Below are 12,398 nucleotides of genomic sequence, written 5' to 3' on the forward strand. Positions count from 1 at the left end.
GTGATCCGGTTGCGAACCTGCGTAAGCACGCGTCGCATAGGTCGAAGATAGGTGCGTTATGGCGTCCACACCATCGCACCTCTGGTAGAAGGAAATCGCGGCGCCAGATAGTGTGGCCAGAAGTGCGCATGTCTTCGGATTGACAGTCGAGGCAGATGCCCGGTGCCCAATTCAATGTGGGGGCGAGGGAAGCGGTTAGCCCAACGATTCGCGTAATCGTCTTTACAGGCTCGATCAGCTGATGTCTTATAAGCGCCCCTTGATCCGCGTCGCCGAGGAATCGACTGAGGCAGGGAAACAAGGTGTTCCGTTCAATGATGTCATCAACCGAAGGAAGGCCTAGTTCTTCAGCGTATTTGTACAGTCGACTCGGCAGAACCCAGAGGCGTTTGATCGCGTTCCCTCTGCGATTTTGTTTTTTTTTATCATAGCGGCGCCCTCGACGTTGCAGGAATGCACGGAATGGTTCTGCGTTCCGAGGTTGTACGTCATCAACTATCGTGGTGTCCACTATGGCATCCTATACATTCACGTTGGATCTACCGGTTGAGCATGTCGAATTACGTGATGAGACTGGTCCTCGAGCAGCGGGAACTGCAACGCTTGTTCCTGGCGGCAATCCGAAAGTAGTCGGCTAGGGGAAGAGAGCAGGCGTCTGGTTGTTAGCCTGCTCGCCTAGGGACCGGGAAGTGCTGCTTCTGACGGGGCGGCCGACTACGGGTTCGCGCTCCGCATTTCCGGGAGTGGGTGCAAACTCCGGCGGGTCGGCGTTGAATGCCATAGTAAGACCTCTTTTCCGCACTCGCACGACCAAAAATGCGAGTACTCAATGTAGAGTCGACAATTGGTATAGCGTAAAACAGAGTTAAATTCGCCGTCTCGTGCCGGGTTAGATCGTGATTCATCTTGTCACTCGCGTTTGATCACGTCAAGCGCCTGGGACTTTACAACCTGTCCGTGAAGTCACCATTCGGAATTTGCTCTTGCGCCGTTTCTACGCTGAAAAAATCAACTTCCGCCGCGCTTCCTGAACGACGAAAGCGGGCGGGAACGCTTCACGTTGCGGGCCTTCGAGCTTGGCGAAACCGTAGGCTTCTGTTGCATCCGCACTTGCACCTATCTCTATTAGCTTGCCCGTTTCCGAGTATTGACTACTGCGGATACTTGTGCATTGCCCGCAGCATTAACCATTAAAGCGTAAGTCATTAGTTCCGGCGACAGGTCACTCCTGGTCTCTTCCATGACGGGTTTTTATTGATGTCTCCGCATCTAACGTCGCGCCGTATTCGGGACTATTGTCTCTCGACAGCTTCGGCATCCTTGCTCATAAAAGCGGCATAATTTGCCTCGATTCGTAAAATGCTGCCCCAGAGCGGCATGTTCCGGCACGGGCGCGTGATAAAAGCGCGCACGTCGAATGTCGGGAAGGAGACCGATTTGAAGCGAAAGATGCCCGCCCTGAATGCGCTGAGGGCTTTCGAAGTGGCCGGACACACCGGCAGCTTCACGCGCGCGGCCGAAGTGCTGCATGTCACGCAAAGCGCGGTGAGCCGTCAGGTGCGCCAGCTCGAAACGCAGCTCGGCGAAGCGCTGCTGCTGCGCCGGCATCATCATCTCGAACTCTCGGCGACCGGGCGGCTGCTATTGCAGGCGCTCAAGATGTCGTTCGATCGGATCGAACTGACGGTGCGCGGGATTCAGGAGAAGACGCATCTGAAGCGTCTGCGCATCAACGCGCCGCCCACTTTCACAAGCCGATGGCTGATGCCGCGTTTGCAATCGCTGCGCGCGGTTGCGCCCGAACTCGAACTCACGCTGACCACCGCGCTGAAAGATGACCTCGTCGAATCCGGCTCGCTCGACTGTGCGATCCGCTTCGGCAATGGCGAGTGGGAAGGGCTGGACAATCAACTGCTGATGAACGAGCGGCATATCGCCGTGTGTTCGCCCGCGCTGCTCGAAGGGCGCGCGGAACCGGTCGCGCATCTGTCGGCGTTCACGCTGCTGCACGTGCTGGCGAGCAGCGACCAGCGTTATCTGACGTGGCAGCACTGGCTAAAGGCCGCGCAAATCGAAGATGTCGATCTTGGCGGCGGCTATGAGTTTGATCTGCTCGATCACGCCATCCGCGCCGCCGTCGATGGACTCGGCGTCACGATGGCGGATCGTCACATGATTACGCGCGAGCTGCGGCAAGGCGCGCTCGTGCCGCTGCTCGATGTCGAAGTGGATGGGCATCAGTCGTACTGGCTGGTCACGCGCACCGGACAGGAAGATGCGCCGCAGGTGGCGCTGTTCCGCGACTGGCTGCGCGGGCAGATCGATGATCAGAAGCGCGAGTGATTCACGCGTTTCGGGATGAAAGACAAAGATAAAAGAGAGACACCGCCGTGCGCCGACTACCATCGTTGACCGCGTTGCGCTTTTTCGAAGAAAGCGCGCGGCATATGAGCTTCAACAAATCCGCCAATGCGCTGTGCGTGACGCCCGGCGCGGTCAGCCGGCAGATTCGTCTGCTGGAGGATGCGCTTGGCACCAAGTTATTCGATCGCGATCACAAAGGTATTCGGCTGACGGCGGAGGGCAAGAATCTGCTCGAATGCGTCGCCGAAGCCTTCGATTCGATCGAGCGTGTCACGCGTTCGATGTCGGCTTCGCGTCGCAACGAGCGCAAGCGGCTGACGGTGTGCGCGCCGCCGACCTTTGCCACGCGCTGGTTATCACCGCGGCTCGGCGCGTTTATGGATGCCGCGCCGGATATCGACCTCTCCGTCCGTACCGACGATGCCGACAAGCGGCAGATCAGCATTCGCTTCGGCTACGAAGCGCTCGCGGATCGTCGTTCGGACTTTCTGTTTATCGAACGGCATATGCTGGTTGGCGTGCCGAAGTACGCGGGTGAATCGCTGGATACGTTGTTGAAGCGCGTGCCCGCGCTTCATGTACTGCACAACGATGCGCGTCTCACCCTCTGGCCCAATTGGCTCGATGCCGCAGGATTGCCGCGCGAGTACGCGGAGAACGGCATCGAATTTTCCACGCTTGATCAGGCGATTCATGCGGCGCTGGTCGGCACAGGGCTGGCGGTGGTGGATCGAAATATGATCGCCGATGAGTTGGCCGATGGCGCGCTGGTGGCGCTGTCGGCGGTGGAATCGATCGGGCCGTATGGGTATTGGCTCGATATCGCGGCGGGGCACGCGGACGAAGATTCGGTGCTGGAGTTTGCGGAGTGGTTGCGCGGGGAAGGGGCGCGGGCGAATGCCGAAGCGCCCCCGCAACCTCAAGCCCCACTCGCCTGATTCAACGTCAAATGCTTCGTCTCCGGCGCCCACGCGATCGACACCAGCATGCCGATCAGCAGGACAAAAGCCAGCGCCATCATCGTCATTTGCACGCCGGCTTGCGCGATACCGATCGGCAGCAGGAACGTGCCAACGGCCGAACCCAACCGGCTGCAAGCAATCGATAACCCCACGCCGCACGCACGCGCCTCGGTCGGGAAGCACTCCGGCGGAAACACGCCGACCAGATTCGAGAACGCCGACATCGTCAGGGTGAACACGCCGAACGCCACGATCATCCACAACGTAGACGATGCAGGCAGCAAAGCCAGCGCAATCAGCGACAAACAGCACACCGCGAACGAGCCGATCAGAAACGAGCGCCGCGACAGCTTGATCGTCAGATAGATGCCGACCAACGCGCCGATCACCAGCAGCGCATTCAGCATCAGATCCGCGCCCGAACCTTCGCTCAGATTGATCGCTTTCAGAATGCTCGGCAGGAACGTGTAGATCGCGAAGTAGGGAATCACGAGGCACACGAAGAACGCGCAATTGAAGATCGTGCGGCGAATCAGGTCCGGCTTGAACAGACGCCCGAAGCCGCCCGCGCCGGAGAAGTGCTCGCCGTTGTCGCCATCGAGGATGACGTTCGGGCCGAAATGTTTCCGCACGATACGGTTCGCTTCCTCAACGCGCCCCTGGCCGAACAGCCAGCGTGGCGACTCCGGCGTACCGATCCGCATGATCAGCACGAGAAACGCCGGGACGCCCGCCGAGGCCAGCAACCAGCGCCACGAATCCGCCGATGCGTCCGCGTAATGCATGCCGAGCACGTTCGCGATCACATAACCGATGGTCCAGATCACGCTGAACGAGCCGAGCAGCGTGCCGCGATGCTTGCGCGGCGAGAACTCCGCGAGAATCGCGTGGCCGACGGCGAAGTCACCGCCCATGCCGAAGCCGATCAACACGCGCAGGCCGACGAGCATCGCGGGCGTGGCGGCGTAGAACTGGGCGAACGCGGCAATCGTGATGATAAGAAAGCTCAGCAGGAAAATCTTTTGCCGGCCGAGCTTGTCGGAGAGCCAGCCGAAAAACAGGCTGCCCAGAAAAATGCCGATCAGCGCCGATGAACCCAGCAGGCCCATCCAGAACGCATCGAGTGGAATTTGTTTGTTAAGCGAACCAAGCGCGTAACCGATGGTGCCGAGCGCATAGCCTTCGGTGAAGTGCGCGCCGAAGGTCAGGCCCGCGATTTTCACGTGGAAACGGTTCAGCGGAACGTCGTCGAGCGTGACGCGATTGGGCGATGTATTGACGTAAGTCGGGGTGAATGCCTGCGGACTGATGCTGTGCGTATCCAAGAGAATCTCCTCCGATGGATTGATGCCGCGCACGCGTCGGCTCTTGCTCTCTTGCGTGCGCGGAAAACGACGATCAACGGCCGAGGCCGCCCATCATCATGTATTTAAGCTCCATGTATTCATCCAGCCCGTACTTCGAACCTTCGCGGCCAAGTCCGGATTGCTTGACGCCGCCAAAAGGCGCGACTTCCGTCGAGATGATCCCTTCGTTGATGCCGACCATGCCGCTTTCCAGCGCCTGCGCCACGCGCCACGCGCGGCCGAGGTCGCGTGTGTAGAAGTAGGCGGACAGGCCGAAAGGCGTGTCGTTGGCGAGCGCGATTACTTCGTCTTCCGTATCGAATCGGAAGCACGCGGCCACCGGACCGAAGGTTTCTTCTTCGGCAATCAACATGGACGGTTTGGCATCCGCGAGTACGGTCGGTTCGAAGAACGTGCCGCCGAGTGCGTGCGCTTTGCCGCCCGTCAAGACTTTCGCGCCTTTCTGCACGGCATCGTTCAGATGCGTCTTGACTTTGCCGAGCGCGGCTTCGTTGATCAGCGGTCCCTGGTCGAACTCGCCTTCGAGACCGTTGCCCACGCGCAGCTTGTGCACGGCGCGCGTCAGCGCTTGCGTGAAGGCATCGTAGACATTCGACTGCACGTAGAAGCGATTCACGCACACGCACGTTTGGCCCGTGTTGCGGAATTTCGATGCCATCGCGCCTTGCACGGCGGCGTCGATATCGGCGTCATCGAACACGATGAAGGGCGCGTTGCCGCCGAGTTCCAGCGAGAGCTTCTTCAACGTATCCGCCGATTGCTTCGCCAGCAATTTGCCGACGCGCGTCGAGCCGGTGAACGACAGCTTGCGCACATCGGGCGATGCCGTCAGCACGTTGCCGATGGCGACTGCATCGCCGGAAACGATGTTGAACACGCCTGCCGGAATGCCCGCTTCTTCCGCGAGCACCGCCAACGCGAACGCCGACAAAGGCGTTTCCTCCGATGGCTTCAGCACCATCGTGCAACCCGCTGCGAGCGCGGGACCGGCTTTGCGCGTAATCATTGCCAGCGGAAAATTCCACGGCGTGATGGCCGCGACCACGCCGACCGGCTCGCGCGTCACGACGATCTGCGAATCAGGACGCGGGCTGGGAATCACATCGCCGTAACTGCGCTTGGCTTCTTCCGCGAACCATTCGAGAAAGCTCGCGGCGTAGGCCACTTCGCCGAGCGCTTCGGCCAGCGGCTTGCCTTGCTCACGCGTGAGCAATTCCGCCAGCGACGAGCGATGCGCGAGCATCAGTTCGCCCCAGCGCTTCACGCGCGCGCTGCGTTCTTTCGCGGTCAATGCGCGCCACGCGGGAAACGCAGTCTTGGCAGCGGCGATGGCCAGTTCGGTTTCCTCCGCGCCACCGCGCGCCACTTGCGCGATGATCTCGCCCGTCGCCGGATTGCGCACCGGATACGTCTTGACGCTCTCGCGCCACTGTCCGCCGATGAAATGCGTCGTCTGAAGAAGGTCTTTCATGCGGCGCGCTCCAGTTGCGTTTCGAACGCGCCTTGCGGCAGGCGCGATTCACGCGCGATGCGGCGGCCGGCCGTGTAGTCGTTGATCAGATCGCAGGGCGTGTAATTGCGTTCGAGTTCGTGGAGTTCGTCGGCATCAAGCTTGGTGTCGAGTGCGGCGAGCGCGCTGTCGAATTGCGCGGGGGAATCCGCGCCGACCAGCATCGACGAAATGCCGGGACGCGAGAGTACCCACGCCTGCGCGATTTGCGCCGGCGTCACGCCTCGACGCTCCGCCACGCGCGCCACCGATGCCGCGATCTCGCGCGAAGCATGATCGCCGTACATTTGCGCGGTGAAGAAATCGGTCTGATTGCGCGTCGATTTCGGATCGGACGTGAGCAGGCCACGTGCGAGCGGGCTGAACACCGACACGCCCACGCCCTGATCGATGCAATACGGCACCATCTCGCGCTCTTCCTCGCGATAGGCGAGGTTCAACTGCAGCTGCATGTTGATTGGCTTATGCCATCCGTTGCGTTCGCAGACCTGCATGATCTTGGCGAATTGCCACGTGTACATGGTCGATACGCCGATATAGCGCGCCTTGCCCGCACGCACGATATCGTTCAGCGCGCACATGGTTTCTTCGACGGGCGTGTTCACATCGAAGAAATGCAGCATGTAGATATCGACGTATTCCATGCCAAGCCGCTTCAGCGATCCGTCGATGCCGTCCATCACGTGCTTGCGCGAATGTCCGCCGCCGTTCGGCTTATCCGACATGTCGTAGCCGACCTTGGTCGTGACGACGATTTCCTCGCGCTTCACCAGCCGGTTGAGAATGCGGCCGACCACTTCTTCGCCTACGCCGGTCGAATAAAAATCGGCGAGATCGATAAAGTTCACGCCTGCATCCAGCGCATGTTTGACGATAGGCAGCGATTGCGCTTCATCGAAAATCCACGGCTTCCATTGCGGCGTGCCCATATTCATGGTGCCGAGACACAGACGCGAAACCTTGAGGCCGGACTGGCCGAGACGTACGAATTCCATTTGCGGCGCTCCTTACTTCTTTTTCGGCGTGTAGAACGGGTTGGACACATCGCGCGCGGCCTTGAAGACGGCGCTCTTGTGCGGCAAGCCTTCCATCGCGGCGACGATCGCGTTCTTGCAGGCGCGGTAGTTGTTCTCGAACACGGCGTCGAGATCGTCGGTATTCGGATTGACCCAATTCGCCGATACGACCACCCAGTCGTTCTCCGCTTCCGGCGGCAGCGTGCCGTTTTCCAGCGATTCGGCGACCGCCTTCGCGATCCCCGCCTGCGATGCGCCCCAGGTCGCGTTGCCGTGGAAATCGCCCTGAATCTGCGCCTTGTTGACGTAGAGCGTCAGCGGCTTGGTCGGCACGCCCGGCTGCGCGATCACGACGAACGGCGCGTGGCCGGCGGACGGCGTGGCGAGCGCGGTGGCGAATGCCTGACCGGCGGGACCATTGCGCGGACCGACCAGCACGTTGATATGCGCGAGATTGACGCCGGGGCCTTCGAAGCCCTCACCGATAAACAGATTTCTTTCCATTGCCTCGACTCCTTTGCTCTCAGATTCATCGCCACCCGGTTGGTGGATGGAGCGATTCTGCGGCGGCCTTCGAACGAGGAGGAATCGAGGATTTTTCAGGGAGGGTGTGAGATGGAATCAACTCCGGGTTGACCCTGAGTCAAGGTGCGGAAGCAAACCTTCCCGCCATGTCTACGAATGTTCCTAAGGCTCCGATAAGGTTCGTTCCAGAAAATGGTGATTCGCAAGCGGACCGAAAGGCCGCGCTAACGATCACCGCGATCATCGCGATCACCTCGCTCATGCCCGAACTCATCCACCCGCCGCTGCCGCTCGCCCTCGCCGACGACGCGCCGTGGACACACCACGATCTCACCAAAGCGCGCGCGCTGATCGACCGTCCGCCCGCACCCGGCGATGTTTTCCTGTGGCTGGTGCCGAGCGAATTCCGCTTTGCATCGGCATCGAATGTGGGGAATTGGCTGACTTTGGGCGAACGGCGGCGCGCGCGGCTGCATCCGAATTCGGCGATCGGCAGGCGTTTCGGCGTGGCGCGCGCGACGCTGCGACTGGTGCTGTCGCATATGTTTCACTGCACGCCCGGCGAAGTGCTGATCGAGGACGGACCGGACGAACGCATCGTCGTGAGCGATCCGCGCGGCGGCGGCGTGCTGTGCGTGGATGTCGCGTATTCGGGGATATGGATCGTGATCGCGGCGGCATCGGCGAAAATAGGCATTGGCCTGACGGTCGATGCCACCGGCGAAGATGCGATGTGGGCGGAATCCGCGCGCATCGGCATGAACCGCGCACAGCGCGCCGTCACCGATACTTCGCGCTGGCGCGGCCTCGCGTTGCCGATGCCCGGCGAGATTCGCGGCGTCGTGGCGCTGGATCGGCCGGTGGCGCGCGTGGTCGCGTTTGGCTGGGACCGGCTGCCGGATTTTGGCGTGCGCGCAGCACTTTCCTGAGACGAATCGATGTTTTATGCGATGTTGGCGGTGGTTGTGGTCGTGCCTTGGTTGGCGGTTTTCGCGTATCGGAGCACGCAGAGCCGGGCGCAGATCGCTTTTTTTACGGTGGCATCTGCTTTGACCGGCATCGCCGTTTTCGTGGCGATTGCCTGGCGCATCGCGCACGGCACCGCATTCGCCGCCGCCGATCAACTCGCGCTCGACGCCATCCGCACGCACATGCCGTCGTTCGCCGCGCCGGTTTTCGCGCGCCTCACGCATCTCGGCGATCCGCCGACGCTCACCGCTTTATGCGCCGTTTTCTGCGCGATATCGCTGATCGCGCGGCATTTCAAACTCGCGCTTTATCTGGCGATCACCACCGCTGCGGGCGGCGCGATCAACCACGCGCTCAAGACGCTGATGCGCCGCGAGCGTCCCGCCGATGCCTTCGTCCCAATCCCCGAAAGTTTTGCGTTTCCGAGCGGGCATACGTTCGGTTCCATCGTCTGCTACGGGATGTGCGCGTATGTGCTGATGCGGCTCGCGCCCCGCCGATGGGACGCGCCGATTATCGCGATCGCGTGCGCGCTCGTGTTGCTGATCGGCATGAGCCGCGTGGTGATCGGCGTGCACTTTCCCGGCGATGTGATCGGCGGATTCGCGGCGGGCGGCGCGTGGCTGGCGTTGTGCATCGGCACGGCGGAGATGGCGCGGCGTCGTTCAGTCGATGTCACCGCCCGATGAACGCCGGCGCAATATCCACCAGAATGATCTTCACGATCGTCATGCCCGGAAAGATCATCGCGTAGCCGATATCCGGTTCCTCGCCCGGCGCAAGCTTATTGGCATACGCCAGAATGGCCGGATTGCCGGTCGCGCCCGCGACGATGCCCGCGACCTGATCGAACGGCATGCGGAACGCGAACAAGCCGAGCAGCAGAATCGGCAGCGCGAGAACCAGCAGCAGGATCGCGCCGAGCACGAGCATCTGCACGCCAGTCTGCGATACCGTCGCCGCGAAGCGCGGTCCCGACGACATGCCCACTTGCGCCAGAAACAGCGTCAGCCCGAGGTTGCGCAGCACGAGGTTCGCCGACAGCGGAATGGTCCACGCGATGCCGCCCGCGCGCCGCAAATAGCCCAAAATCAGCGCCGCGATCAGCACGCCGGAGAGGCCTAAGGAGAGCTTGCCGAGCATCGGCATCGGCACGGCGATGGAGCCAAGCAGAAAACCGAGCGCCATGCCTAAGCCGATCGATATGTAGCTGAACTCGGCGGTCGCTTTGATCGAATCGCCGAAATACGTGCGCAGCGCGGGAAACTCCGCACGCGGTGCGAGCAAGCCGACACGATCGCCATGCTCGAGCACGAAGTCGGGATGCGTGAGCAGGTCGGTATCGCCACGTCGCACATGCAGGATGGTCGCGGCTTTGTCGCAAGGCAGATCGAGATCGCCGAGCGCGCGTCCGACCACGCCCGCACGCGGTGCAAACACGCGCAGATAATCCATATCGCTGCGATCGCGTCCGATGCGCCCCGGCTCCGCATCGCCGATCATGCGGCCGGCCATCGCCAGCGATTCCGCGCTCAAGCCGACGATCAGCAAGGCATCGCCTTCGGTCAGGATCATGTCGGGCGCAGCGGGTTCGTTTCGATGCGCATGCCGCCGCGCGACGATCCGCACATCGGCGGGAAGCAGGGCGGTCAGATCGCCGATGGTCTTGCTGCGCAGCGCGGTATTGCGCAACGTGATTTCGAGGCCGCTCAGCCCCGCGTTCGATGCGGTATCGCGCTTCGGCTTGAGAATCGCGTACGTGATGTAGAGCAGCAGAATCGGCCCCGCGACGCCGAACGGATAGGCGACCGAATAGCCGACCGCCGGATCGTCGCTGCCGAGTTTGGCGATCGCCGCCTGCAAGGTCGCCGTGCTCGTGCCCGATCCGGCAAAAAGCCCGAGCGCGTGGCCCTCGCTCACGCCGAAAAGCTTCACGTAAAGCACGCTCGTTATCGCCGACAACATCACGCCGATCAACGCCAGCAGATTCGCGCGCCGCCCGTACGTGCTTTTGAAGCCGAGAAAGAACTGCCGCCCGTATTGAATGCCGACCGCGTAGAGAAAGAGCGCGAGGCCGAGCGTGCCGACCATCGGCGCGGGCGCGGATTTTGGCGCGAGCCAGCCGATCGCCAGCGCGACGAACAACACCGCGCCCACGCCCAGCGAAAATCCTTTTACATTGATTTCGCCGACCAGATAGCCCAGCGCGATGGTCAGAAACAGCGCGAAGAACGGCTGATGTTCAAGCAGGGAAACGACGAGGTTCACGGCGGTCTCCGTCGATACCGACAAAAAGACATCGGCAACGGGCCATCGTACGAAAGTCTTTCAATTGGATCAACGAGATAAGCAATGCTGAATCTCGCGTGGGTTTCAGATTTGTTCGATTGTCCGCCATCGCGCTTGCCGATACTTTCTCGTTCTTTGATCGACGGGTGTATCGATGCTGAAACTGAAATTCTGTGTGTTCGCCAGCGTAGCGTGCGTGTTGTCCGTGCTTTACGGTTGCGCGAGCGAACCGGCCGCCGCCGACATCATGAGCCGCGTGCATGTGGGCATGACAAAAAACGAAGTGATCGACCGGCTCGGGCCGCCCGACGGCAACTGGGGTCCGTGGCATTCGGAATGCATCGAATATGGCTTCCAGAAATACGGAACGGATCGCTATGCGCTGTATGTGAATAACCAAGGTCGCGTAATTGATATCGAGCACGCGAACTGCAGTGTGAAGCGGGCGGAATCGCTGGGGTTGCGATAAAAAACAAAAAGCCACGCGCTTGAAAGACGCGTGGCTTTTTTCGTTTGAAGCGATTCAATGCACCGCGGGCCGCCACTTCAACAACCGCTGTTCAACAGCAGTCAGCAAATAATCCGCCGCCAGCGCTACCACCGCGAGCACGATCATCGCGGCGAACACACCGCTTGCATTGAACGCGCCCTGCGCCGTCGAAATCAGCAAGCCGATACCTTGCTTCGAGCCAAGAAACTCGCCCACCACCGCGCCGACCAGCGCGAAGCCGAAGCTCACATGCAGGCTCGCGAGAATCCACGACAAGGCCGACGGAATCACCACCGAAGTCGTCACCTGCCGGCGCGATGCGCCCAGAATCTGCGCATTCGCGATCATGTAGCGATCCGCCTCACGCACGCCCTGAAACGCATTGGCGAACACGACGAAGAACACCATCACCACCGCCAGCGCCACCTTCGACGCCATTCCCAAACCCAGCGCGATCACGAACACCGAACCCAGCACCACGCGCGGAATCGAATTGGCGATCTTGATGTAGATGCTGAACACGTCCGACAGCAGCTTGTTGCGGCCCAGCACGATGCCACAGAACACGCCCGCCACCGAGCCGATGATAAAGCCCAGACCGGTTTCCTCTAGCGTCACCCACACTTGCGTGAGCAGCGGCCCTTGCGAGGTGCCATTCACGAACCAGTCGATGATCTGATCGAAGATGGCGGTAGGCATCGAAAAGAAGAACGGGTCGATCCAGTGCAGACGCGCCGAGAGTTCCCAGCCGCCGAGCACGAACACGAGCACGGCGATACGCAGCCCGATCACCAGCGCGTGTCGCTGGCGGATGCGCCGCTGCGCTTCCTGTTCGACCTGCGCGAGCGTGCGGGTATCGATGCCCGCGGGCATCGCTTGTTGAGGCGTGGACATTTGTTTTCCTTA

11 protein-coding genes are annotated in these 12,398 nt (G+C 61.2%); 5 read left to right on the forward strand and 6 right to left on the reverse strand.

Annotated features, from left to right (window positions below):
* Positions 1-1,449: 1,449 nt before the first annotated feature.
* Together P7F28_RS22180 and P7F28_RS22185 are read left to right on the forward strand one after the other, a co-directional pair.
* The gene (locus P7F28_RS22180) at positions 1,450-2,343 is read left to right on the forward strand and encodes a LysR substrate-binding domain-containing protein (protein ID WP_277186941.1); all 894 of its coding nucleotides are present in this window, start codon (positions 1,450-1,452) and stop codon (positions 2,341-2,343) included.
* 47 nt (positions 2,344-2,390) lie between these two features.
* A complete protein-coding gene (locus tag P7F28_RS22185; protein WP_277186888.1) occupies positions 2,391-3,302 on the forward strand; it encodes a LysR substrate-binding domain-containing protein in 912 nt (303 codons plus the stop codon).
* Here P7F28_RS22185 and P7F28_RS22190 read toward each other — a convergent pair.
* From P7F28_RS22190 to fae, 4 genes are all read right to left on the reverse strand, one after another.
* Positions 3,284-4,636 carry an MFS transporter gene (locus P7F28_RS22190; RefSeq protein WP_370467378.1) on the reverse strand — a complete coding sequence of 451 codons (1,353 nt, stop codon included), beginning with the start codon at positions 4,634-4,636 and terminating at the stop codon, positions 3,284-3,286. The two genes, P7F28_RS22185 and P7F28_RS22190, sit on opposite strands and share 19 nt — an antisense overlap.
* Positions 4,637-4,724: 88 nt before the next feature.
* The gene (locus P7F28_RS22195; protein WP_277186893.1) at positions 4,725-6,164 is read right to left on the reverse strand and encodes an NAD-dependent succinate-semialdehyde dehydrogenase; all 1,440 of its coding nucleotides are present in this window, start codon (positions 6,162-6,164) and stop codon (positions 4,725-4,727) included.
* Positions 6,161-7,198, reverse strand: a complete 1,038-nt coding sequence (locus P7F28_RS22200) for an aldo/keto reductase (protein ID WP_277186895.1) — start codon at positions 7,196-7,198, stop codon at positions 6,161-6,163. Before P7F28_RS22200 ends, P7F28_RS22195 begins: the two co-directional genes overlap by 4 nt.
* Before the next feature lie 12 nt (positions 7,199-7,210).
* Positions 7,211-7,723 (reverse strand): formaldehyde-activating enzyme, encoded by a 513-nt coding sequence (fae, locus tag P7F28_RS22205; protein ID WP_277186896.1) that lies wholly within the window; start codon positions 7,721-7,723, stop codon positions 7,211-7,213.
* Positions 7,724-8,004: 281 nt separating this feature from the next.
* On the opposite strand from fae, the gene P7F28_RS22210 reads away from it, so the two are divergent.
* On the forward strand, positions 8,005-8,673 hold the full coding sequence (locus P7F28_RS22210; protein WP_277186898.1) for a hypothetical protein: 669 nt from the start codon (positions 8,005-8,007) through the stop codon (positions 8,671-8,673).
* A 21-nt stretch (positions 8,674-8,694) separates the two neighbouring features.
* Positions 8,695-9,402 (forward strand): phosphatase PAP2 family protein, encoded by a 708-nt coding sequence (locus P7F28_RS22215; RefSeq protein ID WP_277186900.1) that lies wholly within the window; start codon positions 8,695-8,697, stop codon positions 9,400-9,402.
* On the opposite strand, the gene P7F28_RS22220 is transcribed toward P7F28_RS22215, so the two are convergent.
* Positions 9,389-10,981 (reverse strand): TrkA C-terminal domain-containing protein, encoded by a 1,593-nt coding sequence (locus tag P7F28_RS22220; RefSeq protein WP_277186902.1) that lies wholly within the window; start codon positions 10,979-10,981, stop codon positions 9,389-9,391. The two genes, P7F28_RS22215 and P7F28_RS22220, sit on opposite strands and share 14 nt — an antisense overlap.
* A gap of 175 nt (positions 10,982-11,156) precedes the next feature.
* Between P7F28_RS22220 and P7F28_RS22225 the strand changes: the two genes are divergently transcribed.
* Complete coding sequence (locus P7F28_RS22225; RefSeq protein ID WP_277186903.1) at positions 11,157-11,471, forward strand: hypothetical protein; 315 nt, start codon at positions 11,157-11,159, stop codon at positions 11,469-11,471.
* Between the two features lie 54 nt (positions 11,472-11,525).
* Here P7F28_RS22225 and P7F28_RS22230 read toward each other — a convergent pair whose 3' ends face one another.
* Complete coding sequence (locus tag P7F28_RS22230; RefSeq protein ID WP_277186905.1) at positions 11,526-12,386, reverse strand: ABC transporter permease; 861 nt, start codon at positions 12,384-12,386, stop codon at positions 11,526-11,528.
* Positions 12,387-12,398 lie beyond the last annotated feature (12 nt).

Source organism: Caballeronia sp. BR00000012568055, from assembly GCF_029439455.1.
Taxonomy (GTDB): Bacteria; Pseudomonadota; Gammaproteobacteria; order Burkholderiales; family Burkholderiaceae; genus Caballeronia.

Excerpts from the sequence above, each read along its gene's own strand:
- P7F28_RS22180 (WP_277186941.1), top strand. The coding sequence starts at position 1,450 with ATGCCCGCCCTGAATGCGCTGAGGGCTTTCGAAGTGGCCGGACACACC.
- P7F28_RS22200 (WP_277186895.1), bottom strand. The coding sequence starts at position 7,198 with ATGGAATTCGTACGTCTCGGCCAGTCCGGCCTCAAGGTTTCGCGTCTG.
- P7F28_RS22195 (WP_277186893.1), bottom strand. The coding sequence starts at position 6,164 with ATGAAAGACCTTCTTCAGACGACGCATTTCATCGGCGGACAGTGGCGC.
- P7F28_RS22230 (WP_277186905.1), bottom strand. The coding sequence starts at position 12,386 with ATGTCCACGCCTCAACAAGCGATGCCCGCGGGCATCGATACCCGCACG.
- P7F28_RS22210 (WP_277186898.1), top strand. The coding sequence starts at position 8,005 with ATGCCCGAACTCATCCACCCGCCGCTGCCGCTCGCCCTCGCCGACGAC.
- P7F28_RS22215 (WP_277186900.1), top strand. The coding sequence starts at position 8,695 with ATGTTGGCGGTGGTTGTGGTCGTGCCTTGGTTGGCGGTTTTCGCGTAT.
- fae (WP_277186896.1), bottom strand. The coding sequence starts at position 7,723 with ATGGAAAGAAATCTGTTTATCGGTGAGGGCTTCGAAGGCCCCGGCGTC.
- P7F28_RS22225 (WP_277186903.1), top strand. The coding sequence starts at position 11,157 with ATGCTGAAACTGAAATTCTGTGTGTTCGCCAGCGTAGCGTGCGTGTTG.